At 55.7% G+C, this 25659-nt stretch carries 12 protein-coding genes; 1 reads left to right on the top strand and 11 read right to left on the bottom strand.

Features of this window, described 5'->3' with window-relative positions; all coding sequences use genetic code 11:
• Nucleotides 1–12: 12 nt before the first annotated feature.
• From HUU59_07305 to HUU59_07290, 4 genes are all read right to left on the bottom strand, one after another.
• Nucleotides 13–2934, bottom strand: coding sequence for a T9SS type A sorting domain-containing protein (locus tag HUU59_07305; protein ID NUO19232.1), 2922 nt, complete (start codon nt 2932–2934; stop codon nt 13–15).
• Complete coding sequence (locus tag HUU59_07300) at nt 2921–12295, bottom strand: hypothetical protein (GenBank protein NUO19231.1); 9375 nt, start codon at nt 12293–12295, stop codon at nt 2921–2923. The genes HUU59_07305 and HUU59_07300 overlap by 14 nt, the downstream gene beginning before the upstream one ends.
• 265 nt (nt 12296–12560) lie before the next feature.
• Nucleotides 12561–13940, bottom strand: coding sequence for a T9SS type A sorting domain-containing protein (locus HUU59_07295; protein ID NUO19230.1), 1380 nt, complete (start codon nt 13938–13940; stop codon nt 12561–12563).
• 990 nt (nt 13941–14930) lie between these two features.
• A complete protein-coding gene (locus tag HUU59_07290) occupies nt 14931–18812 on the bottom strand; it encodes a fibronectin type III domain-containing protein (protein NUO19229.1) in 3882 nt (1293 codons plus the stop codon).
• Between the two features lie 154 nt (nt 18813–18966).
• Between HUU59_07290 and HUU59_07285 the strand changes: the two genes are divergently transcribed.
• Nucleotides 18967–21084: a S9 family peptidase gene (locus HUU59_07285; protein NUO19228.1), complete on the top strand. Its 2118-nt coding sequence runs from the start codon at nt 18967–18969 to the stop codon at nt 21082–21084.
• A gap of 67 nt (nt 21085–21151) precedes the next feature.
• Here the strand turns inward: HUU59_07285 and HUU59_07280 are convergent, their stop codons facing one another.
• From HUU59_07280 to HUU59_07250, 7 genes are all read right to left on the bottom strand, one after another.
• Nucleotides 21152–21610: a hypothetical protein gene (locus tag HUU59_07280; protein NUO19227.1), complete on the bottom strand. Its 459-nt coding sequence runs from the start codon at nt 21608–21610 to the stop codon at nt 21152–21154.
• Nucleotides 21611–21647: 37 nt separating this feature from the next.
• The gene (locus HUU59_07275) at nt 21648–22292 is read right to left on the bottom strand and encodes a hypothetical protein (protein ID NUO19226.1); all 645 of its coding nucleotides are present in this window, start codon (nt 22290–22292) and stop codon (nt 21648–21650) included.
• A 116-nt stretch (nt 22293–22408) separates the two neighbouring features.
• Nucleotides 22409–23092, bottom strand: a complete 684-nt coding sequence (locus tag HUU59_07270; GenBank protein ID NUO19225.1) for an ABC transporter ATP-binding protein — start codon at nt 23090–23092, stop codon at nt 22409–22411.
• Nucleotides 23089–23709: a class I SAM-dependent methyltransferase gene (locus HUU59_07265; protein ID NUO19224.1), complete on the bottom strand. Its 621-nt coding sequence runs from the start codon at nt 23707–23709 to the stop codon at nt 23089–23091. Before HUU59_07265 ends, HUU59_07270 begins: the two co-directional genes overlap by 4 nt.
• Before the next feature lie 3 nt (nt 23710–23712).
• Complete coding sequence (locus tag HUU59_07260; protein ID NUO19223.1) at nt 23713–24129, bottom strand: DUF2141 domain-containing protein; 417 nt, start codon at nt 24127–24129, stop codon at nt 23713–23715.
• 15 nt (nt 24130–24144) lie between these two features.
• A complete protein-coding gene (locus HUU59_07255; GenBank protein NUO19222.1) occupies nt 24145–24555 on the bottom strand; it encodes a DUF1499 domain-containing protein in 411 nt (136 codons plus the stop codon).
• 204 nt (nt 24556–24759) lie between these two features.
• Nucleotides 24760–25659, bottom strand: a 900-nt coding sequence (locus HUU59_07250) for a hypothetical protein (protein ID NUO19221.1), incomplete at its 5' end; no start/stop codon positions are given.

Below are 25659 nucleotides of genomic sequence, written 5' to 3'. Positions count from 1 at the left end.
GTCCGGGCAATCCTACTTGATTAGCATGACGCGCTTTACTTCCACAAAGTCCGGCGCTTCCATTCTGACAAAGTATGTTCCGCTCGGCGCACGCGACGCATCCCATCCGACGCGCAGGAATCCTGCGGGCCGCTGTTCATTCAACAACTCCGCAATCGCGCGTCCCAGAACGTCAAACACCGTTATCTTCACATGCGCCATCTGCGGCAGTTCAAACGGCACCGTCAGCATCGCGTTGAACGGATTCGGATAGGGCAAGCCCATCGCCAACTCCGTCGGAACTCCGATATCCCGCGGATTCACATTTGTTCCGCCTGTGATTCTGAATGGCGCGTCCGAAATATCATGGACAGACGTGTCCGCCGCGGAAGCAATCACAATGTAACAACTGTCGCTCGCAGGACCAGTGATCAACCACTCTTCGTCGCCGTCGTTTTCCGTCGCGACAAATAACGTATCAAACGAATTCACCGGCGCGCCGCGCCACACTCCGATATGCACGTTTCCGCTTACGCCGTCACTTGTCCACCGCACACGAATCGTCTGACCGGTGTCCCAACTTTCGCCGCCGTTCGGCTCAATCACAGTCACTTGCGGCACACGTATCGTAATCGGCGAATCCGTCGTGTCATGGAGCATCGGCTCGCCGGCTAAACGCACGCGCAGAGCCGCGAACTCCGTCTCAGGACCTTCAACCGTCCACAGGAACGAATCCAGCACCGTCACCGCGACGTCCTGCCAGTTCTCTTCCGCGCGGTCGCCGTAGTTCACTTCAATCTCGGCCTCGCCGTCCGCGTTCTGCCGCGTAAACCGAATCCATCTCTGTTCACCGACGTACCAGACATTGTCCGGGCCGGTGTCAATCGTCAAGCTTCGCGGCACAAACGTGCGCAGCGGGGACTCGGCCATGACAGCGGAATGCTCGACCGATACAACCCGGAACTGCATCGTCTCCGCTTGCAGATACGGCAGCGCGTAGGAATATGTTGTATCGGCAAGCCCCGTCACTGCTGTTTGCCAAGCTCCGCCGTCATACGAAATCAGCAGATTCACCGGCGACGCTCCGTCCACTGCGCTCCACGCAAGGTCAAGTGTCTGCCCCGCGCTGTCCGTTCCCGTTTCGCTCGGCAACAGCCACGTCAGTTCAGGAACATACTGCATAAACGGCTCGGTCGTGTCGGCAAACTCCGGCGAATCCATGACTCGCAAAATGAGTCTCGCTTCGCCGCGCATCGCTTCGACATTCCACAGCCATGTTTCTTCAAGGAGATTCTGCGCTAACGTGCTTTCACCGTTTTGATCAATCCGCACCAGTTCGAGCGCATTTTGAATGCCTTCAAAGTTCCACGCGAGCGGCACCAAATCACCCGCATGCACTTCTGAGGGCGGCGGAGTCACCCACTCTATGGTCGGCAGCCGCAGCGCGAACGGAGTCGTGCTCACGTTTAATTCCTCGTCACCTGGCACATACACGACGAAGGACGAATTCTCCTCCGGCTGCGAGGACAGAATGAAGACATAATCCGACGGCACACTCGTTTCGCCAAGAGGCTCGAGTTCACCGTTGCGGTTCAGCGCCACAATCACCGGTTGAAGTATGTGTTCACCCGTAATACTTAGCTGCACCGTCTGTCCGACATACAGCACGTCATCCGCCGGAATCCGTTCGACACTCAGCGTCGGTTGATAGATGCTCAGCACCTGATCAAGTGTGTCGCTGAATTGACCTTCAAGTAAGCTGCGCACGCAAATCCGCACATTGTCACTCTCCGGCACGGTCGGCCACCATTGAAAGTTCGTTTCAATGCCTTGATAGAGCACTTCCCATGGCCCGTCCAGTCCGTTGCGTGACAGTTCGAGTGCCATTGGTCCGATAATTTCGTGGGCTTCCCACGAGAAAGTCGTCGGACCGCCGCCCGCGCGCAATTCCGTTTCCACAACGTCGCTGAATAGAATCCGCGGCTGCACCAATCTGAAACCGCCGCTCGTGTCCGCCACATCAGTGCGCTCGACCGACTGCACGTGAACCTGCGCCGTTGGATATTCATTTCCGCCCGGCACAAACACCAGACTGTCGCTTGTCGTCATGCCGACCAGATTCAGCCCGTTGCTTCCCTGCAAGTAGACTGCGACTTCTCCGCCAACATGATTTCTCGTGAATCTCACGGTCTGAGGCTGACTGAGAATCCAGCGCGCGTTCTCCTCGGGAGACAGCACTTCGAGTTCCGGAAGATGCGGTCCAGGCACAGCAATGCTGTCCGCCACGTTTGGATTGGCAACCGAGCGCACCACCAGCCACGAGGAATTCGCCTCTTCTCCGCTTACAGTCCAGTCAAGATTGTCGGCGGAGCTCGATGACGAGATAACCGTTGAACTTCCGCCGACTCGATTCAGGCTCACCGACACCGCACCGCTCCAGCCCGTTCGTTGCCATGCGATGGAAACCGGCGAACCAATCAGCCACTCGCTGTTCTCATTCGGTGACGTTATGTCCACTCCGGCATGAATCAACGTGAAGTTCGCGTCTCCGATGTCCGACCAGCTTCCGTTTACGGCGGACACCACACGAACACGCGCGGAGTTTGTGGCCGGAGCGCTCGCGGTCCACACGAATGAATCGGCGTTCACATTGCTCGCGAGAATTTCCCATCCCGACGGATAGCTGCGGTCGAGCTCAATCTGCACGGCACCCGGATGGTCGTTGCGGCTCCAGCGAATCACGTAGTCATGGTCAATGGTCAGCGCCTCTCCGCTTTGCGGGTAGTTCACCGTCAGCATAGGCTGAGCCAGCACGAATGAATTGGATTCGGCGAACACCTGCGGCAGCGAATTGCTCTGCACCTTCAGCCTGGCCTGCGCGCTTGCCGCGCCGCTTGGCGTCCAGTTGAAGCTGCCCGCGCTGATATTCGAAGCGATTAACTCAGGATGGTGCATTCGACAAATCCGTCAATCCTCCGTCTACCGTAGAAGTGACGCGCACTCTCGCAGTCGTGGTTCCTCCGCCGTTCACTGTCCAGACATAGCTGTTGCCTGCGACATTGTTCGCCAGCGTTTCCCAGCCGCCGGACGGATAATTGCGATTCAGCTCGACCCGCACCGGATCGCTGACCGCCGCGCGCGTCCAACTGATGGTCACGTTCTGTCCGACAATCCACGATTCTCCGCCGTTCGGCTGCTGCACCGTCAACACAGGTTCGGCCACGACATAACTCGTGTCGCCGTTCGTTTCCACGAACACGCCCGAGGAGGTGCGGAGAATAAATCTGGAATTGGGAGTCAGCGGCGGCGTCACTGTCCAGTGAATCGAATCGCCTGCAACCTCCTCGCGCAGTATTTCCACTTCACTCGTCGGATTGCCGCGGTCAATCAGCACGTCAACGGGGTCGCTCACATACGTGCGTTCCCAAGCCACAATCACATCGCGGCCAACCGCCAGTGTATCACCCGCCTCAGGCGAAACCAGCTCAAGCTGCGGTATTACAATCAAACTGTTGAACCCGACCGCTCCCTGCACCCACGGCTTGTTGGCGAGCGAGACACGGAAGCGCGCCGCCGTCGTCGCCGGAGCAGTGACCAGCCAGTTGAAACTCGATTCGTTCGTCTGACCGATTTGCGTCCACGGTCCGGTGATACCGTTACGTGACAATTCAACGTTCACCGGTCCCGGTGCAAAACTGCGAGTCCAGGAAATCGTTTCGGTTGCTCCGGCAATCATCGTATCGCTTGCAGACGGCTGCGTAATCGTCAGCACCGGCGTGCCCAATGGGCAGGCTCCGGCGGTATCCCCCAGCGACGAGTTCCACGACGAGAGAATTCTGAAATGCGCATTCGGCGCGGGGTCACCCGAAGCCACCCACACAAAGGAATCCGCTTGCACGGCATTGGCCAGCACCGACCACTGACCGGACGGATAGTTCCGTTTCACATACACCGTGACACCGGGCTGAATGCCGATTCTCCGCCACGAGAAGGTCACCGTGTCGCCGATAGCAATCGAATCGCCTGATTCGGGATTCAGCAGCACGACGGATTCGGGCAGAATGGCGAAACTCTCGTCGCTGATGTCGTAGACATTATTGTCGAACACCATCTGCACACGCACCCGCGCACTCGTCGTGCTCGAGCCGGAGATATTCCATACCAGTGTATCGGCTTGCGTTTGCACAACGAGATTTTCCCATGAACCGTTCGGCCAATCGCGGTTAAGCTGCACGCGCACCGCTCCTGAGGCGCCGTTGCGGTTCCAGCGAATCGTATGCGACCGGCCCAGAATGAGAGTATCACCACCATTAGGCGTCGTAAGCTGAAGCGCGGGCAGGAACGTTCCGAAGTCGGCGTCGTTCACATCGAAAATTTCACTCCGTCCGTTCATCGAAACCCGCACTCGTCCGTGAGCGAATCCCGGATTTGTAATGGTGAAGGTATGCGTGTTCTGCGTGACATTGGTCGCCAGCGATTCCCATACCCCGCCGGGATAATCGCGGTTGAGCGCGACGTCCACTCCACCGGGCACACCGTTCTTCGTCCACACGATTTGCGCCTGCTCGCCGACGGAGAACAGCGCTGCGGTATTGAGCGACGAAACGTTGATACTCGGCGTGACCAGCGTGAGATTGTTGTCCGACAGGTCGAGCACTCCGAACTCTTCGGAGCGAACGCGCAGCCGCGCCACACCGGATTCATTGCCGCTCACCAGCCAGTTATAACTTGTGCCGGTGATTCCGGAGGCCACCGTCTGCCACGCACCGTTCGGATAGGTGAAGTTGATGTCCAATGCGACCGGCGACGTGAAGTCCGTCTTGGTAAAGGTCACGGTCTCGGTGTTTCCCAGACCGAAGACACCGCTGTTGGGCGACGTCAATGTCAAGGACGGCACAAGTATCGCCTGCACCGGAGTCGAATCTCCGAGTGCGGCATTGCGCGACGACAGCACACGCAGAACCGTTGTCGTGCTGCGCGGACCCGTCACAGTCCAGTTATAGCTGTCCGTCTGCACATTGCCTGCAAGAAGTTCCCACGCGCCCGCCGGATAACTGCGGTTGATGTAGATATTCGCACCAGGTCCGACACGCGTTCTCGTCCACGCCAGCGGCAGAATATCTCCCACTTGGAAACTGTCAGAAGTCAAAGGTGTCGTAAGCACGAGGGACGCATAATCCACGACCGCGTTGAAGTCGAGCGTGTCGCCGACACTCGGAATTGCCGTGAGGACAACTCGAATGCGAGTCGTGCTGTTCGGCGGACCGGATGGATTCCAGAGGAAGTCGCTGGCCGTGGTCAATCCGATTTGCTGCCACGCACCCGACGGATAGTTTGTATTGACATCAATGCGCACATTTCCGCTTGCCGCTCCGTTGCGCGTGAAGGCAATGGGATTGGAAACTCCAATCGCGAGCGTATCGCCCGGCGCGGGAGTCGTCAATGTCAGCAGCGGCTGTTGAATCGAGAAGTTGTTTGCCGAGACATCGGATTGTGACGAGTTGCTCGTGTTCTGCACGCGAATACGGCACGTCGCGGAGGTCGGCACCGTGGCCGTCCAGACAAAGGAATCGGCCTGCACATTGCTCGCGAGAGTCTCCCAGTTGCCGTTCGGATAGCTGCGGTTGAGCTGCACATCCACGCCGGCAACCTGAATGCGCTGGAAGCGAATCGTCTCGGCACGACCGACCGCAAAAGTTTCACCGCCGTCCGGAGAAATCAACGTCACGCCGGGATTGACAATGGAGAAGTTCGCAGCCATCGTATCACCGATAGTCGGATAGACTGAACTCACGAGCCGCAGGCGCGCATTGGACGCCGCCGCACCGGACACCGTCCAGTTCACGGAGTTTGTGGTGACGTTGGTCGCGATGGTTTCCCAGTTGCCGTTGGGATAGTTGCGGTTAAGCGCGACCGTCACACCCTGCCCGTGATCTACGCGAGTCAGTTGAATCGGATAACTTGTTCCGGTCACCCACTGCTCGCCTCCCGCCGGGGAGACTATCGTCAACTCGGGACGGAAAATCGTGAAGTTGCTGTTTGAAGTATCCGCGTAGGCCGGCACGCTTTCAAACACAACGCGCACGCGCGCGGTGGTTGTCGGCTCCTGCGTCACCGTCCACGTGTAGCTGTTTCCGGTCAGGCCGGAGGCGAGAGTCGTCCAGTTTGCACCCGGATAGCTTGGAGTAAACTCCACGCGCACTCCCCCCGTCAAATTGCTGCGTGTCCACGACACAGTCGTGTTCGTGGTTTGACGAATCTGTTCACCGCCGTTGGGCGCCGTCAAGGTGAGAGACGGAATGACGATGTTTTCATTTCCGGTCGTGTCACCGATAGTGCTTTGATTGTCGAGATAGACACGGAAGCGCGCACTGCTTGTTGCCGGTCCGGTGATTGTCCAAACGAGAGAATCGGCGCTGGTGCTGCCGAGCGTCTCCCAGCTTCCGCCGGGATAGCTGCGGTTAAGCTGCAGGGTTGCATTTCCGCTTGCGAGATAGCGCGCGAAGCGGAACGTCTGCGTGAATCCGGCCAGCAGAACGCTGTTGTCCGCTGGAGAGGTAATCGTCAAGGTCGGCTGCGCAATTTGCACGGCGTCCGACGTATCGGCCAGCGCGCCGTTCGCAGTCGCGACCACTCGAATACGCGCAGTCGTGCTTGCGGGTCCCGTCACCGTCCAGGTGTGCAGCGTGTCCGTTTCGGACGCGGAGAGAGTTTCCCACGTGCCGCCGGGATAGTTGCGCATGAACTCGACTCGCACAGGCGATGTCGTGCCGGACTTTGTCCACGCGATATTCTGCTGCGAACTAATAGCCCACAGCGCACCGCTTGTGGGAGCAAGCAGCGACAGCGAAGCGTTTTCAATGGCGAAATTCGCGTCCGAGCTGTCGCCCACCCACGGATAGGATTGATGCACAGCGCGCAGCCGCGCATTGCCGCTCACCGGAGTGCTGACCGTCCAGTTGTAGCTGTTCGTCGTCACGTTCGACGCGATGGTTTCCCAGTTTCCGTTCGGATAGTTGCGGTTGAGTTCAATGGTCACATTGCCGTCAGCGTTCGTGCGCGACAGCGTAATCGGACTCACGGTACCGACGAAATAGGTACCGTTGTTGTGCGACGTGAGCGCGAGCGTGCGCTGAATCAGCGAGAAGTTCGCGTTGGATTCGTCCGCCGTCGCACTCCCGGAGGTGTGTTCAACACGCACTCTTGCGGTCGTCGAAGCCGCGCCGGTGACGTTCCACACAAACGTATCCGCTGTGCAATTGGTGGTCAGCGTTTCCCATGCGCCGCCCGGATAACTGCGATTCACTTTTATCGTTGCCGCACCCGAAGCGAAGTTGCGTGTGAAGCGAATCGTATGCGTGCCGCCGATGGTAATTTGCTCGCCGCCATTGGGCGATGTCACGGTGAACGACGGCTGCACAATCGAGAACACCGCATTGGAGTTGTCCGTCACGGTGGTGTCGGAAGTCAGTCTCACTCGAATGAGCGACGTCGTTGAGGCCGTGCCGCTGACCGTCCAGGCGAAGGTGTCCGCCGTGCAGTTTGTTGTGAGTGTTTCCCACGCACCGCTGCCGTTATTGCGGTTCAGTTGAACGGTCGCATTGCCGCTCGCGAAGAGCCGCGAGAAGCGCACAACTTGTGTGCTGCCGATAGGCCATTGCTCGCCGCCGTTGGGAGCGGTGACGGTAATCGCGGGCGTTACCAACGCGAAGTTCGCATTGGAGGTATCGCCAACCGTCGTTTGTGTCGTCAGGAAAATGCGCACACGAGTCGCGCTGTTGGCGGCACCGGACGGAGTCCACGAGAACGTGTCCACACCAACATTGTTGGCAAGCTGTTCCCACGTTCCGCCCGGATAGTTGCGCATGAACTGCACCGTCACGCTGCCGGGCGCGTTGTTGCGAGTCCAGCGAACGGTATTGGGTGCTCCGAGCAGCAGGCTCTCTCCTCCGTTGGGAGCGGAGAGTACAAGGCCGGGATTATTGATGGTGAAGTTCGCGGCACTTGTATCGGCCAGCGAAGCATCGTTGATAACGTAGATTCGCACGCGCGCGGCGTTCGTAACTGCTCCGGCGACAGTCCACTGCACGGAGTCGGTGCTCACGGATGCGGCAAGCTGCTCCCATGAGCCGGTCGGGTAGTCGCGGTTCAGCATCACACGCACGTTGCCTGCGGCATTCTGCCTGCTCCAGCGAATCGTTTGTGTCGTGCCGAGATTCCACGCCTCGCCGCCGTTGGGCTGAAGCAAGGTCAGGCTCGGCTGCACAATCGTGAAGTTGGCCGCGCTCGTGTCACCGACGGTGTTGTCGCTGTTCCAATAGACGCGGATACGCGCAGTTGTTGTTCCGGGTGTTGTGGCCGTCCAGTTCAGGCTCGACGTGCTCACGGTGGAACTCAGAGTTTCCCACGTTCCTCCGGGATAATTGCGCATCAGTTGAACTGTCACATTGCCCGTAACGTTTGTGCGGGTAAACGTAATCGGAACCGTCGCGCCGACGTTGTAGGATTCGCCGCCGTTGGGAACAGAGAGGGTCAGCGAAGGCTGAACGATCGTGAAGTTCGCGTTCGAAACGTCGGTGATAGCGCCGTTGCTGTTGAGAGTCACTCGAATGCGCGCAGCACTCGTCACGGGACCGGTCACCGTCCAACCCTGACTATTGCCGGTGTTGGTGGTGGTGATGTTTTCCCATGCTCCCGTGGGGTAGTTGCGATTCAGCGCAACTGTCACGGCGCCGTCCGCCAGATTGCGTGACCATGTAATCGTTTGATTGCTGCCGACCTGCCAGCTTTCGCCGCCGTTGGGAGCAGTTACGGTGATGCCGGGTGAACCGTCGCCAATGGTGAAATTGGTGTTTGATTCATCATAGTAGTTGGGCAGATTCACCGGCTGCAAACGCACGCGCGCGGTGGTTGACGTCGGCCCGCTCACGACCCACGACCATGACGTGCCGGTGACATTCACGGCGAGTAATTCCCATTCACCCGTCGGGTAGGCGCGGTTAACGAGAATATTAAAGGGGCCGCTGATGTTCGAATGCGACCAGGTGATGTTTTGCGATGTTCCGGTCAGCCAGGTGACGGCAGTATTCGGCGAGGTGACTTGCAGGAACGGACTCTGAATCGCGAAGTTCGCGTTGGATGTATCGGATGCCGCCGGATAGTCCAGCGACGTGACGCGAATACGAGCAGTCGTGCTGCCGACGTGGTCAACATTCCAGACCAGCGAATCCGGTCCGACGGAAGCAGCCAATGTCGTCCACGACGCGCTCGGATACGTCTTGTTGATTTCAACCCGGCAGTTGCCGCTGAAGTTGTATTTGTTCCAGCGAATCGTGTAGCTTTGACCCGGTGTGAGAATCTCGCTTCCGTTCGGCTGCGTGACCGTCAGCCACGGTCCGCTGATAGTGAAATCCGCGTTGCTGGTGTCACCGACGGACGGATTGGAATCCTGATAGATGAGAATCCGGCAGTTGGTTTCCGTCGGCGCGGAGACAGTCCACGTGTAGAAGGTGTCGGATGTCAGCGTGAGATATTCCCAAACTCCGTTCGGATAATCACGCTTGATGCGCACCTGAACATTGGAGATGTTTCCCGTTTTGGTCCAGCGAATGGTCTGCTGAGTTCCGACCGTCCAGTTTTCCCCGCCGTTCGGAGCAAGAACCGTGATGGACGGAAACGCAATCGTGAAGTTGCCGTTGGATTCGTCGGTCATTTCCGCTTGCGTCAAGTGGCGGACACGAATGCGGGCGGTTGTGGTCGCGGGTCCGGTCACCAGCCACGAGTGCGAGCCGTCGTTGGCCGTCGAGGCGATAATCGTATCCCAACTTCCGTTCGGATAGGTACGGTTGACTTCGATGGCGACGTTGCCGCCCAAACCACCGGTGCCCCACGTAATCGTGTTGGAGAAACCGGCAGACCAGCTTTCCCCGCCGTTCGGTGTCAAAACCGTCAGCGCAGGTGCCACGGTTTCAGTTTCCCACATACCGCGGCCGTGCGTACCGGCGCGCAGCTTTCCGCTCGACGGATGCAACGCGAGGAAATCTACAACAACATTGGGCAGGCCGGTCGAGAAATCGCTCCAGCTTGCGCCGCCGTCCGACGAATAATAAACACCGAGGTCGGTTCCGACATAGAGCTTCTGCCCGTTGCTTTGGTCAATCACCAGACAGTTTACCGGAATATCCGGCAAGCCGCTCGAACTGTTGCTCCACGATGTTCCGCCGTTGGTGGATTTGTAAACGTGACCGGAACCGTACCCGGATACGGTGCAATAGACGATGTCCCGATTCAGCGGGTCAACCGCGAGGTGAGTCGGATAGCGCTCGGGAATACCGGATTCGATATTGGTCCAGTTCGTGCCGCCGTTATTGGTCTTAAAAACCTTGCCGTCGTAGCCCTCATAGCACACGTATATTGTTTGCGGGTCGGACGGCGCGACGGCCAGATGGCTGATATAGGAGGCATCGAGCGCGGTTGAAATCGCCGTCCATGAGGCGCCGGCATTGGTCGACTTATAAACGATGTTCGTGCCGGTGTAGAGAATACTCGGATTGGACGGATCCATCACCCGCGGTGTCACCCACGCGCCTGCGCCGGTAATACCGTTCTGTATCGAACTGAAGGACGTGCCGCCGTTGGTGGATTTGTAATGGTTTCCGCGCTGCGTCGTGGCATACACATTATTTGAATTCGTGAAGTCCACATTGCAGTAACCGCCGTCACCGCCGAGCACGCGTGTGTGCGTATTGGAGTTGTTGTATTTGTTGGTGCCGTTGTCCTGCGTGCCGCCGTAAGCCACATTTGGCTGCAGGTTGTCATTGCAGATGGCATAATACTGATAGGTAATCAGGCCGCTGTTCAAGCCCGACCACGCCACGCCGCTGTTGGTGGACTTGAATAGACCGCCATCCGTTCCGAGAATAATGGTGGACGGCGTTCCGGGCATGTAGGCCATTGCATGATGGTCCGCATGGGCATACTGCGAATTGCCTTCAGAAGCAGTCCACAGCGTCATGCGCGTCCAATTGACACCGCCGTCGGTTGACCTGTATGCATCAAGCCCGTTCGACCAGACTTCGTTGGGATTGGTCGGATGAACTTTGACAACAAGGTTGTACCAGCCTTGTCCGGCATACATGTTTGGAGAGGTGGCTTGCAGTGTCCACGTGGCACCGCCGTTCGTGGTACGATAAATTCCGTAGAGTCCGGCGCCGTTGGAGATGGTCTGAGAGATACCGGCGTAAACGGTTGTCGGCGAACTCTCACTGATGTCAATTTCGAGACGGCCGAAGTTCGTGCCTGAGGGCAGTCCGGACGTTAACTGAGTCCACGTCAGTCCGCCGTTGGTGGATTTGTAGATACCGTTGGAGGCACCGCCCCACGGATAGCCGTTCGCACAATAAAGCACGTTCGACGAATCGGGGTGCATCTCAAGGTCTTTGACATCTCCGGTGTGATAGAGGGTCCACGTCGTTCCGCCGTTGGTCGACTTATAGATTCCGCCGACGGAACTGTTGCAGGCGGCATAAATGATTTGAGTATTGGTCGGATCAATAACAATTTTGTTAACGGCACGATTCTGTGACTGCGTCCACGACAAGCCGGTTGTGTTCCATGTCGCACCGCCGTCCGTGGATTTGAACACGCCAGCGCCGAAGACCGCGTCCACATTGAAGGAGCCTTCACCGGTGCCGATGTAGATGATATTGGGATCAGTGGGGTCGAGGGCGACCGAGCCGATGGCAAGGCTGGCCAAATCGTCCGTCAGCGGGGTCCACGACGTGCCGCCGTTGGTCGTTTTCCAGAGACCTCCGGAAGCGGAACCGACGTAGATGATATTGGTGTTCGTGGGATGCCAGGCGATGTCAAGAATCCGTCCCGAGTAGTTGGACGGGCCAATGTTCATCCAGTTTTCATCGAGGGAGCGGTTGCGCTCGCGGCTGGCTTGCTTTTGCTGCCAAGCCTCCATGCGCAGAACGACCGGATCGACGTTGAGACCCGGGGTCAGCCGCTGGCCGTAGAACCATGCGAAGCGGTTGTATGGCTTCCAGCCCATGCCTTTTCCGGGACTGGAGTCGGGGTTGAACACGGTCCGGTAGGCCGAGTCGGCTTGCTGAAACCGCAAGAAGGCATCAACCTGCTGGTCGGCAGGTTGCAACGCGCTGTTTTGCGCCCACATGCTGCCTGCAAACAGAAATATCGACAGCCACCCCGCTGCGAAGTGCTTAAAGAAATGATTTTTCTTACAATAGCGTTCCGATGTCATGCTATGCCCGTTGTTGTTCACAAGACCTCGGAGCAGAGCTAACTCAAACATTGGACCACTATTCGACAGGGTCTCTAACAATCGCGCATGGACGACTCAGGATGTTATAACATTTTGTAGAACCGGGGGCACGGAAAAAATGAAAAAGGGGCTGTTTGCCCCTTTACAACGCGCGAGAGTTGTATTATCTTATATTCAACGGCGATCATGGGTCCCGCCGGTAATACAAGCGGCCGCTCTCCTTACGAGGGCGGCCGCTATGTGTTTTTTGTCGGCAGGGTTTGCCTGCTATAGCATGTTAAAGTTGCCGATGGGGTTATTTCAGGTACAGGACCTTCCTGGTTTCGGAATAGAAACGGTCGTGGGCCGAGATGAAGTAGATTCCGGCGGCGAGGTTGGCGGGAGCAGAGAAACTGAGCGCCCCGCGCAGGGTTCTGCCCGAGTGCAAAAGGGCAACTTCGCGGCCCAAAAGATCATACAACCGAACTTCAAAATCAGCTCCGGTCATGCCGTCCAATTCAATTCTAAACCCGCTGTTGAAAGGATTGGGATAGATGCTTGAGATGAACCATGTACTTGGGACGGTCCAACGACGATCATCAGCAGCATTCGGCGGGGGAAACAAACTTGTATCGGGAATTTCATCTTCGCTTAACAGCCATTCGTCATAGATCGTCGCGGCATTCGTTGTGTCACCCAATCCGCCGGGGTTGCGTGTTACTTCGTATGGGCCGGTAGAATCACCCCAGAAGTTATGAAGGGCGTAGGAGGTGGGGGAAAACCAATCAAGGCTGAAGACACCGTAGCCTTCATTTTCAATAAGTGCATTGTATTCAAACACACTGTCCTGGACCCGATCAAGCATTACTGTAATTCCCGCATCAAAAGGATATCCATCACTTGTATTTTCGACAAAGTAGTTCCTCTGGGCTCTACCCAGCAACGCGTTGCTCAGAGTACGCAGACCCAAGCAGGCGTACGAGTACAAGTTGTTCCTCAGAAAATAGTTCTCTTCGCACAGGAAATTGCGGTTGTCTTGATCAAAAAAGAGCAGGCCGTTTCCACCTGTTCCGGGCTGGTAAGAGTTATTCTCAAACCAGTTTCGAGTTACCGATGCAAACTGCATTCGAGGATTCATCCATGGCAAGAAGAATCCCCACCAGATCACATTGTTCCGTACCAGACACGAATCCATTCGCAGATCAAAAATACTGACATTACTTGCTCCTTCGGCCAAAGTTCGAAGGTTGCAGTTCTCAATTGTACACCCTTTCAACCTTACCTGACGCGATGAAAAGCTCTCAAAACACCAGAAAATGTTTCTTGATCCCGGTGCTGTCTGGCCAATGTCATGAATGAGCGAGTTGCAAAGGGATACATTTCCTGCGTCAAGATGAAATTCTCCGAGATAGGCGTCGATTGGGAGAATCTCGGCGCTTGGCCCAATGTCACATGAATCAAGTGACATTTCGCTTCGCTTGACATAGAATGTTGCGCCACGGCTGGCAGCTGAGTTGCCTTCAAAGTAGGTCCTGCGTATCCGGACAATTGATGAGTCGGCATAAATAGCACCCCCTTTCAAAGCGGCGTTTGACTTGAAAATGCAGTGACTGATTTCCGCAGTTCGATTACGAAGATAGATGCCTCCGCCGGAACTTTCAGCTTCTGTTACCGCGCGGCCCAATGCAATGGTCAAACCAACGAGTCTCAACATAGTATTTGTTGAAATTGCCTCCTGTGTCAGAAAGCAGCGATGATTTCTGTCACCGTGTTGCGGTCTGATCACACAATTTGTAATATGACCGGGGTCGGGATCTAATATATACTCGCTCGCAATTGTGACATTTCGCGCCCAAATGAAAAACGGGCCAAAGTAGGTCCCGTTTCGGCAGATTATAGTGTCGTTTGAACTACTCTCGTCCAACGCCTCTTGCAGGTTCATAAAATCGTCGGGAACAAAATGAATTACAGCATGAGCCAATGTGGCCCATGCAGTTATCAAGAAGAATAAGAAGCCGCGTTTCATAGTCTCAGCTGCCAGAACAATTTGGTGCGCATGTGTTTGACGAAGGCGAAAAGAACTTTACATGTGCATTCCCAAGTCCGCAATCAGAACCGCTGCAAGGATAGCACTTTGCTCTGAATCCAATATTTGTTCCGGACGACAAAGTCCCTCCACTCCAGACTTGCTTGCGATCACAATCACAATTCAAGAGCGAGGTTGCTATTATCGTGCCTGTGTCAAGATTCTTCACTTCTACCCAAATCCTATTCAGACTGGAGTGATCAAAGTGGGCCCAAATCTCGGTAGTGTTACACGGAAGCTCAATCTGTGAGCCGTTTGTGTCCGCATCGCAGCAGACTTCTACAAGTGTTGTGCACCAAGTACACTGTGCAAACAATTTGCTTGGCGCCGCGAAGAGAAGAAGCACGGCGAGTGAAGTTGCGAAAGTGAATTTCCATCCCATAATCCGACCTCCGGCTTGAGTGGTGTGCCCCGCCACAAACAGTATGCAGCCGAGCTTCACCACCAATATAATAACATACCCCCCCCCCCTTGTCAAGGGGTTAGTGCAAAATATTTGAAATTGTCCTGACCCGCTAAGTGAAGAAAATTCAAGTGCAGCAGTTTGCAACTGCGCTGGGGATTACACAGTCTTTGATTTGCAAAATTGTGACCAAATCCTCACCAGACCGGGTAGATTGAGTAGTGGACGACGACGCCTGCGGGTTGGACTGTAGAATCCGTGAAAGTCGTGTTGGTTGTTGTGCCGATAACCGTCCCGGCATGGGGCGGAGTATTTTCGCCAATCCGACGAACGATTCGGTAGCCTGTCACACCCGGCAAAGCGCTCCAGCGCAGGACATTGTTGTTCGTTCCGGGCGGATTGTTAATGGTCACACTTTGCACGGACTCATCGAGCGTTTGTCCGAGGAAATCCGTCAGCAGGGTGTCCATCGCAGCGGCGAGAGCCGGATAGTTTGCACGATAGGGACGCATCGAAAGGTAGAGCGCGTCATAGGGCTGACCTGCACTGTCAGCACTCAAGACTCCGTAGTAAGAATCATCCGTTCCGGCCATACGATAGAGCGGATAAACTTCGGGAGCGTCGCGAGGAATAAATTCAGGACAGAGCGACATCGCGACACCGGTTTGTTTGCTAATGGTTGCCAGTGAGGGATGCTCCGCCCACAACGAATCATTCTCCGCCCAATCAAGGGAAGTGCCGAAGCTCTCGATGCCCAAACGCGCGCGCATGGAAGGAGTCAAGTAGAGATTCAACTCTTTGCCAATCAGCACAAGCTTTCCGCCGAGGTCGAGATAGGATTCAAGATTGGGCTGCAGCGTTTGAAAGATGGTCTCGTCGCCGTTAAATCCGTTGAAAACCCAGATGACGGTACCCGCCTGCCAGAGCTGGTCAACGAGTCCGTTTAGTCCCGTGCCGACGGGTGTGTAACCGGGAGGACGTGTTCCTGTCGCGAATAAATCCCAGAAGCGAAAGGCGCGATTTCCCTGCAGTACGCGCTGGTCATATAAGTCATACACGGCTTGGCCGTAGGTTGCCCAATCGAGACCGTTGACAATGAGCATCGTGCCGTTGTCCACAAACGGCGGAGAGAAACCCGTCGCTGTATCGGAGGGAAGGGACTCGCGGCCATCAGCATGCTGACTGACAACCCAGTAGTGATAGCTCGAAAGCGGACTCTCGACCGTGTCCAGATAGCTCGTGGCCGGCGCAGCCAGCACAGCCAGCGTATCCACGTTTCCTCCCGAAGCCAAGCGGCGATACAGCATGTAGGAAACTTCGTTCTCCGCGACGGACTCCGACCAATTCACTTCAATTACGCCGGGCGTCGGCGCGGACGCCGTTACGCTTTCAATCTTCGGATAGTGGTCCATGAGATTCTCAAGCATGAAGCTCATGAAGGCACGCAACTCCGCCTGATCGGCACGATAGGGACGAGTGCTGAGATAACAGAGATTGTACCAATCGGGAACGGAAGGCCGCGACATCGCTCCCATCCATTGATAATCCGAATTGTTGTAGGTGTAAAGCAGCAGCGGACAGCCGGAATCGTCAATGGAAAATGGCTCAAGATTGGGAATGTTGGTTGTCCCTTCACGGCCGATGTTTCCCAAACCGGGATAGAGCGGTGTCAGTTCGTTGGTCGCCGTAACCTGCACCTGAAAGCCCCAGTTGACCGTGTGATAGTAGGATGCTTCAAATTGGTCTTCAACCCAGTCGCCCATTTCCTTTCCAATCACAACGAGCTTTCCGCCGCCCTGCATGTATTGACTGAGCACGGGGCCGAACGCGCGGAATTTGTGACCGTCATGATTGTTCGGGTTGTCGGGATCAAAAGCATTCAGCATCCACAACACAATCGGATGTTCGAAAATTTCCTCATCAAGGCTGTCGATGTCAAATCCAATCGGCGTGACGTTGTTGGGATAGTTGTTGGTGGTGAACAGGTCCCAAAACTCAAAGGGCACGTCGGCTCCCAGCAGCACTTCATTCTCATAGAAACTGATGAGCTCTTGACCATACGTTGCCCAGCGGCAGCCGTTGACAATCAGCGGCAGGCCGTTCGGATTGACCGCAAGTCCGACGGCGGCAAGCACGGGATAGGATGGATTGGAGCGATATCCCTCCGGATTAACGGCGACGATTCTATATTCGTACGTCTGACCGGAAGTTACTGTCAAGTCGGTGAAACTTAACTGCGGAAAGGGCGCGAATCCCACGGAGTCAAATGTTCCTGCAGGATAGTTTCGACGGTAGATGATATGTGCATCGGTGCCGAGCTCCTGATTGTCGTGCCAGCGCAAATCCACTCTGTCCACGTCAGGGTCTGCGGCCAGAAATCGCGGCTGGCCGGGATGATTGGTAATCCACTCACCGCTGATGATGTGAAAATCGCCCGCGTTGTTGCGCTCGTTGTTGGGACCGTCACCGTGCATAACGTTGGGAATCACATCCCAATAGCCGTCGCCGTTGAAGTCGCCCGTGGTGGCCCAATAGGCAAGCAAGTCAGAGACTTCGGCTCCCTGAATAACGGTGACATGAATGGAGTCGGGCATGTCGGCAAAATCAACAACAGGCGGAAGCAGATTCGGTCCGCCCAGAATAATGCGCACGGTGCCTGCTTTGAAGATTCCGTAGGGTCCCGCATCGTGAACACAGCCGAACATCATGTCGAAGAAACCGTCGCCGTTCAAATCACCGAGCGGAGTCGAGTCACCGAGCAGCCAGTCGATGCCGCCGCCGTAAATTGCCGTGGTCGAGTCGGGCAGGCCGTAAAGCAAATCCACTTCCGCAGGCCAATTGTGGCGGCCGTAAAAGAGAAAGTTCGCGCCCGCCCAGAAAATATCGTTGTAGCGACCGTCCGCACGAAAAGCTCCAATCATCACATCCTGAATGCCGTCGCCGTTGATGTCCGCAAGCGTGATTTCCTCGCCGAGCTCATCGCCTCCGACTTCACCCGCGTTTTCAATGCCATGCGCCCCCCAAATAATGGTAGAGTTCGCGGGCATACCTGCAGCAAGATTGATGGTATCGGGCAAATCGGGAGCTCCGAATAGAATGTAGGCCTCGCCTGCGGCAGGTCTGTCGTTGTCAGGTCCGTCTCCGGCTCCTCCGGTTTCGAAGGGATAATCCACATCGGTGTCACCGAGTCTTGCCACCACTTGCGCGCCCGCGCCGATCACCATGTCGTCATATTCGTCACCGTTCAGATTGCCGATTTGCAGCGTGTTTCCCATCTGGTCATTGGGGTCGATTCCGAAGATGACGGTCATGCGCTGGTCACCGGGATTGGCAAGGTCAATCGTATCGTTACGGGCAAAGGGGCCGTACAGCAAATAGCACTCGCCGGTTTGGTCATGCGCGGCATCGTTGTCAATTCCGTTCGCGCGCGGGGCGCCGAGCAGGATATCGTTGTTGCCGTCGTTGTCCACGTCACCTGCCGCCACCCAAATGCCGAGCTTGTCGTCCGCTTCAGCGCCTTTAATGATTGTCGTTTCCAGCGTGGCCATGTCGCTTGCGGAGGCGACATCGGAGAAGAGTCCGCGCAAATGCGGGCCGCCCCAAATCAAATAGACTTCACCGCCGTTCACACGACCGGGCGTGTCACTCCACGCCGCGCCGAGTACAAGGTCTTTAATGCCGTCGTTATCCAAATCCGCGGCGCAATGCATGGAGCCAAGATAGTCGCGTGCAGCCCGTCCCCAGATGGTGAAGAGGTTTTCGTACACTCCGTCGTAATATTGAAAATCCACGAGACCGCGAATCGTGTCCACACCGAAGAGCACATGCAATTCGCCGCACGAGGAGCGGTTGTTGTTGCGGCCATCGCCCGTGATAGCAGAGAGAATGGCATCCATGCGACCATCTCCGTCGATATCGGCAGCATTAACCGGAATTCCCGTGTCTCCGTCTTCTGCAGAGGGATTGAACATGGTCATCTGTCCGTCCTGCGAGCGGTCGCCCGTCCACCAGAATTTGACAGGTGTGGCGAAGAGTGCGGAAGAAACAGACAGACACAGCATTGCGCGCAGCAGATTCATCATTGGTTCACCGTTGTCAGGATAATAAACTTAGCTCATGAATATAGCCATATTTCGGCGGAATCGGAAGAGATTCGGACAAAATGAGTAAAATTCACAGGCTGGTGTTTTCTGTTGAAAATCCATGAGAACAACGTTGCAACTCCAGGCAAGAATGGCTAAATTTCAGGAGGCAGATTTGAATTTTACCGAAAATCAGGAGTTTACGATGCGTTTTCTGACGCAAATATTGTTCGTGCTGGCAAGTCTGTGCTGCAGCATTGCCTTTGGCGCAACGAAGCGGGACATCACGGTTGAGGATTATTTCACTCAGGCTTACATCAATGGGTCGGCCATTTCTCCGGACGGGAAGTGGGTCGCCTATGTCGAAATGCGCTGGGAGCCACCGCAGGAGGAGCGCAATCATGATTTGTGGGTAGTGGAGGTCACCACAAAGCGAGCGGAGCGACTGACGTTTGATGGTGCCACGGAGAGCAGTCCCCAGTGGAGCGCGGATGGAAAGTGGATCTACTTCACGGCCGATTACGAGCTCGGAGATAATGCCGAAGTACCCTACGACGGCTCGACACAAATTTGGCGGATATCCCCGGCGGGCGGAGAGCCGGTTCCCGTCACGCGCATCAAAGACGGCATCAGCTCCTTCAAACTCTCGGATGACACCCGCGCCGTTTACTACCTCACGGCGAAAGACGAGTATGAGGAGGACGAATGGAAGAGTCTGCGCAAAGAGCATGACGGCGTGACGTACGGTCACGGGAAGTTCAGCAAGAAGACGCTGCACCGTCTCGACTTGGCGACATGGCGGACGGAGAAAGTGTACGACGAGCCGAAGCACATTGTGGACTATGCCGTTTCCGATGACGAAAAAAGCGTTGCGCTGGTGACGGTCAAGACGGAGCAGTTGATACACAACGAAGGTCAGAGTAACATCGAGCTGCTGAACCGCGAAACGGGCGTGACCGCGGTGCTGGAAGACAATCTATGGCGCGAACAGGCAAGCTCACCCTACGGCTGGCTCGAAGGGCCGGCGTGGTCGGATGACGGCAAGAAACTCGTCTTTCGCTGTACGTGGGACGGTTATCCGTCGGAGCTTTATGTGGCTCATCTTGGCAATGACACGGTCATCACAAAACTCACGCGACCGAATGAAATCGAAGTTTCGGAGGGAACGCTGCGCTGGCAAGGCAACAGCCTCATTGTTCCTCACGATGACCATGCGCGCGTGCGGCTGATGAGAATAGACAATATCACTCGCACCGGTCAAGGCGCGCACAAGATTTTGACACTGGGAGACGTTGTTGTTGACAGTTACAGCTTCAGCAAAGACGGCAAGACGCTCGCGGTCGAACGGGACACACCGCAGTCACCGGGCGAGATTTACGTCGGTTCGAGCGCGGGAACGAACTTCAAGGCGATAACCGACATCAATCCGCAGATGGCCGAGTGGAAATTACCGCAGATGGAGATATTCACGTGGATTGCTCCCGACGGAACACCGGTTGAGGGAATTCTCGAATTGCCGCCGGATTATGTGAAGGGTTCCGGACCGCTGCCTACATTTGTAAGTTTGCACGGAGGGCCGACGGATTCAGACAAGTACCGCTTCGAGTATTGGATTTACGGGCGCATTCTTTGGCCGGCAATGGGCTGGGCCTGTTTCTGTCCGAACTACCGCGGCTCGACGGGATTTGGAGATAAGTTCATGACGGATTTGATTGGGCGCGAAAATGATATTGATGTGAAGGACATTCTCTCCGGCGTGGATGCCCTGATTGCGGCGGGCATAGCCGATTCGAGCAAGCTTGCCGTCGGCGGCTGGAGCAACGGCGGGTTTCTGACCAATGCGGTGATATCGCAGACGACTCGCTTCAAGGCCGCATCGAGCGGAGCCGGAGTAATGGACATGATGACGCAATGGGGAGTCGAGGACACGCCCGGACATGTGATAAACTACATGAAGGGGCTGCCGTGGGAGAATCAGAAGGAATATCTTGAATCATCGCCGTCGTGGTATATGGACAAGATAAAGACTCCGACTTTGATTCATGTCGGTGAAGGTGATGAGCGTGTGCCTGCCGCGCATGCGAAAATGCTGCACCGCGGATTGAAGGAGTATCTGAACGTGCCGACAGAATTAGTGGTCTATCCCAAGCAAGGTCACGGATTGACGAAATATACCTTCCGTAAAGCGAAGCTTGCATGGGATATCGCGTGGGTAAAGAAGTATGTATTGGGCGATCCCGGCCCGATGCCCGCGCAGCCCGCGCAATAGCGGCAACGCGTGCGAATAAAAAAAGGCGGCTCAGTCGAGTCGCCTTTTTTCACGAATAAGAGTCTGCCTAGCGGGCGGGCGGAGTCACGTTGAGGTAGTGAACTTCGTCGTCAGACAGGCCGGTGTGAGTGCAGTCGAGCGAATCATCGTCGGCATACAGACCGAACGGCCAGTGATAGGTTTCTTCCTGCGGCTCGCCGTCGAGCTCGATATCGGTCATGTGCAGATTGCCGTTGCTCAAAGCTTCATAGGTTCCGGTGTAGGTCACGGCGACGGTGTCGTCGAGCGGACCGGTGATTGCGGCAATCACGAGCGAGAACGTGTTGTTGTCGTTGAAGTCAAATTCCACATATCCCAATCCGCCGGTGAGAGCTTCGGGATTCGTGGCATCCCAGAATCCAACGAGACGCTCTTGCGTGGTCGGACCGGAGGGATTATCGTCGTCATCGTCGTCGGAGCAGCCGACACCGAAAATTACTACGGACAAACCAAGGGCCAGAATAATGGCCTGCAGCTTCTTGCTCATCTATTATTTCTCCTGAAAATTCTGTGGGCTGTTACGATTACATTTTGGCCAGTTCTTCGGCGGCCTTCTTGGCGGCGTCGGTGCCCTTGTATTCGGCCTTGCCGACAAACTCCTGGAGAGCTTTCTTCTTCAGAGCGGGAACCTTAATCGCCATGATACGATTGAGTTCCTTCTCCGCGGCGAGCGCGGCCATCTCTTGCGCTTCGTCCTTTGCCTTCTCGACCTGCTTCTGCGTGTCCTTGACCTTCTTTTCAGTTTCGGTCAGCTTCTTGCCGGCGGAATCAGCAACGGCGGCGAGTGAGTCGTTCATCATTTGCTGCTGCTGCAGCTTGGCCTGAATCGCGGCCGGCGTATCGGGATACTTGGCAATCACTTCATCGAGCTTGCCTTCCGCAAGCAATGCGTCGGCAAGCTTGTTCTTCGCGTCCTTGGCCATACGATGGTCAGCGTACATCTCGAGAATCGTGTTGTACTTGCCTTCGTTAAAGAGTTTCTCGACAATCTTGTCCTTGGCCATCTGCACGATGGAAGCCAATTCAGGATTGTTGCCGAATTTTTGAATCACTTGTTCATATTGACCGGCATCCATCATTTTCTGCGCTTCCTTCATCGGCGACGAGCAACCCATCAAAAACAGGGTCACAGTACCGACGAGAAGCAGGGTTATCCATCCACGCTTCATATTCACCTCCGGGTGTTCTTTGTGTATATTAAACAAAAACTTAAGATTATGATAAATCAGGGGTGTTCTCAATAGTAACCAAATCTATAACATTTTTTCACTAAAGTCAAGTTGAATCAACGGCTTGAGTGCTCATTGACCGTTCCGTCATGCACTCTCAATATCCTTTGCATCGAGTGCGCCAGTTCCAAGTTGTGCGTGGCAATGACGAGGGTCGTGCTGTGCTCACGCGCAAGGGACAGCAGGAGCTCTTGCACGGACTTGGCGGCCTCACCATCGAGATTACCGGTCGGTTCATCGGCGATAACGACGGCGGGGGAGTTAATCAATGCGCGGGCAACGGCCACTCGCTGACACTCTCCGCCCGAAAGTTCACCGGGACGATGCGCAAGACGGTGCACCAAACCGACCCGTTCAAGCAGATGCTTCGCGCGACTCTCCGAGTTTGAGTCGGCAAGCCTCGATAGCTGCGCAGGCATCAGCACGTTTTCAAGCGCGGTAAACTCAGGCAAGAGATGATGCGACTGAAAAACAAAGCCGATGTTGCGGCTGCGCAGCTGAGCCAATTCATCGCTGGAGAGTTTGGAATAGTGCTGACCGTCGCACACGATTTCACCGGACGTGGCTCTGTCCAATGCTCCGAGCAGATGCAGGAGTGTGCTTTTCCCCACACCGGAGGGCCCGACCAGCGCGACCTGTTCTCCTGCGCCGATGGCAAGATTCACATCATGCAGCACCGGCACGCTGACCTTGCCGAGCGTGTAGGACTTTGAGAGTTTAATGGTGGAGAGAATGCTCATGCAAGTTTTCGCGCGGCACCGGCATAGATGTAGCCTTCGGTGCGCGGCATACCGTCGGCGAAGAAGTTGCGCAGTTCAACGATTTCCAGTCCCGCCTGCGAAACGCGCTCGGCAATATGTTTGTCCACGGTGCAGCCGTCAAAGACATGTTTGGTCACTTTGCTTAACCGTCTCTGCCACTTTTGCAATTCAGGGTCGGGAGCGAGCCCGTGCTCGAAGAAAATGAACTCGCCGTTCGGTTTGAGGACGCGCCTGACTTCAGCGAGCGCAGCATCGAGATTGCGGATGCTGCAAAGCGTCCACGTCGAAACGACGGTGTCAAATTCGTTCTCGTCGAAGCTCATGCGCTGCGCGTCCATGTCGAGCAGCGTCACGGGAAAGGAATACTCATGCATGACCCTTACGGCAACTCTTCTCAGTCCCGGATTGGGTTCGATGCCGGTGACCTGTGTCACTGCAGAGGGATAGTGGGCAAGGTTCAGTCCGGAACCGAAACCGATTTCGAGAACACTGCCCTTCGCACGAACAACCGATGATGCTCGATACCGTTCATGCCGCTCGGCCTGCATGGCCTTGTGGCACAATGACGGCCACAGTCTCTCCCGCCACAGTCCCATGTATTAATCGAATTTAATCTCGATGGTCTGCTCCGTACCCGACAACGGGAACTTCATGTCTTCCCACTTCGGCGGCCCGAACGTTTGCGCTCTCGCGCCGTTGGAGGCCGCGCCTTTTTCTTTCGGCGGGCCGTACCAGTGGCGGTCCATCTTGCCGTTCGAGTTCTTGTCATGGTAGACGGTCACGGCATAGTCACCCTCGGCCAGATTTTCGCGCACAAACTCCGCCCCGCCGTTGACAATTTGCACCGGAAACCTGCCGATGGGCTGCTTGTCCTTCCACGCCTGTTCTCCCGGCCAAACCGAGACGATGAACTGCCCCTTGTCAGACTCTAAGCCGCTGATCTTCACGGTGAGTTTGGTGCCCGACTGGGCATAGGCAAAGGAGACCAGCAGCAGGGATAAAAGCAATGTCTTCATGGAACATCCTGAACTTTATCGTTTCAATAAATCGTTGATTTTGGCATTGAACTTGGTGCGAATCTCTTCGACACGTTTGCGGTTTGTGCCGCCGTCCCCTTTTCCCAGCCGTGACGCGGAACGCACTTCGATGCGTCCGGCAGTATCATTCAAGGCGAACTCGGTGTCATCCAGAAACCCGAAAACGAACGACCGGAACTCCACGTGGATGTAATCTATCCGGCTGACGAGCACTTCCGCACGCGGCATTTCGGCTATGACTTCGCTCAGCACCTGATAGGCAATGGCTCTGTCCACACCTGCAAAGGATATTGGGTCAATTTTCTGCCCGGCACGAGTCGCCTGCGAGGAAACACAATTCGGAGTGTCCGGGCAAGGCTTGAAATACCCGAAAAACACGCCAAGTTTGGTCGGCACGGGCGACATCGCTTTGATGGACATGCGCGTCCCCACGGCAAGAGCCAGAAACAGCACGGCAATCAGGGCAAGAATGGTCAAAGTTCTGGAGTTCGTTTTCACGGTGAAATCTCACTATTAGTCCTCCAAGATAACGATTTCCTGCCACTTCAGCAAGACAAAGAGCGGCAGCCCGATTTGGACTGCCGCTTGAGAAATCTTGGCCTCTACCGACTATGGCCCGGCAACGACCCGGTAATAGCGAATTTCGTCCGGCGAGCTGAAAATCGTGGTATCCACGAACATCGTGTCCCAAACCGTGCCGAAAGTGCTGTAAGGATTGAAATCTATATTCGCCGACCTCTGGACGTAGTACCAGTATCCGTACGCAGCAGGCACCCAGCGCAACTCGGCACCGGCCGGTGTAATCCGAATGGTTAAGTCGGAAGCTGAGCCGGTCGGCACAAATTCACCGGACGTGAAACTCCACGGCGGTCCCATGGTAGTACCGGCCGAATTGATCTCGTATATTCTCCAATACAGCGTCGTAAAGGGCGTCAGCGGACTGATGACAGGCTCTGGAATGATGGTGTCCGTACCTTGCCAGATTTGATAGTACCCCCATTCGGGATCTTCGATCCACAGCTGGTGCGAGACTGCTCCAACTCCGGGTGAGAACGCGAGTGTTGTGTGTGTCGGAACATTCACAGCTCCATCGGCGGGCACCGGATTCGCAGGCATACCCGGCGGCGCGACAAACTCCACGGTTGTGAAGCTCCATGTCTGTCCCGTCGTGATGCCGCCGTTGTTCATTTCGTCAATTCTCCAGTAGTAAGTCTGCTCATACTGCAAGTTTCCCGGCGGGTCGTAAGTGCCGTGCAGGTTATTCTGTATGAGGAACGGCGGCGGATTGGACGTCCCGAAGTGTACGCGGTCGAAAGTTGTGCGTAAGCCTTGTGTCCACGTCAGGACTCCGTTCACCGGAATATCTGTTGCGCCGTTCAACGGTGTCAAGTTTACGGCGGCTTCAGGCGGTTCGAGCTGAGTATGAAATGCCCATAGCGCACCTGTTGTGACACCGGAGACATTACGGGAATCGATGCGCCAGTAATAGGTAACATCATAAGCCAGATT

The sequence above is a fragment of the bacterium genome (assembly GCA_013360195.1).
In the GTDB taxonomy this organism is placed as follows: Bacteria; Electryoneota; RPQS01; order RPQS01; family RPQS01; genus JABWCQ01.
The sequence above is the reverse complement of the archived record's forward strand: the minus strand, read 5'-3'. Positions and strand labels throughout refer to the sequence as shown.

Coding starts and splice junctions, on each gene's coding strand:
- HUU59_07265 (NUO19224.1), bottom strand. CDS start 23,709: ATGGGACTGTGGCGGGAGAGACTGTGGCCGTCATTGTGCCACAAGGCC.
- HUU59_07285 (NUO19228.1), top strand. CDS start 18,967: ATGGCTAAATTTCAGGAGGCAGATTTGAATTTTACCGAAAATCAGGAG.
- HUU59_07300 (NUO19231.1), bottom strand. CDS start 12,295: ATGTTTGAGTTAGCTCTGCTCCGAGGTCTTGTGAACAACAACGGGCAT.
- HUU59_07280 (NUO19227.1), bottom strand. CDS start 21,610: ATGAGCAAGAAGCTGCAGGCCATTATTCTGGCCCTTGGTTTGTCCGTA.
- HUU59_07305 (NUO19232.1), bottom strand. CDS start 2,934: ATGCACCATCCTGAGTTAATCGCTTCGAATATCAGCGCGGGCAGCTTC.
- HUU59_07260 (NUO19223.1), bottom strand. CDS start 24,129: ATGAAGACATTGCTTTTATCCCTGCTGCTGGTCTCCTTTGCCTATGCC.
- HUU59_07275 (NUO19226.1), bottom strand. CDS start 22,292: ATGAAGCGTGGATGGATAACCCTGCTTCTCGTCGGTACTGTGACCCTG.
- HUU59_07270 (NUO19225.1), bottom strand. CDS start 23,092: ATGAGCATTCTCTCCACCATTAAACTCTCAAAGTCCTACACGCTCGGC.
- HUU59_07290 (NUO19229.1), bottom strand. CDS start 18,812: ATGAATCTGCTGCGCGCAATGCTGTGTCTGTCTGTTTCTTCCGCACTC.
- HUU59_07255 (NUO19222.1), bottom strand. CDS start 24,555: ATGTCGCCCGTGCCGACCAAACTTGGCGTGTTTTTCGGGTATTTCAAG.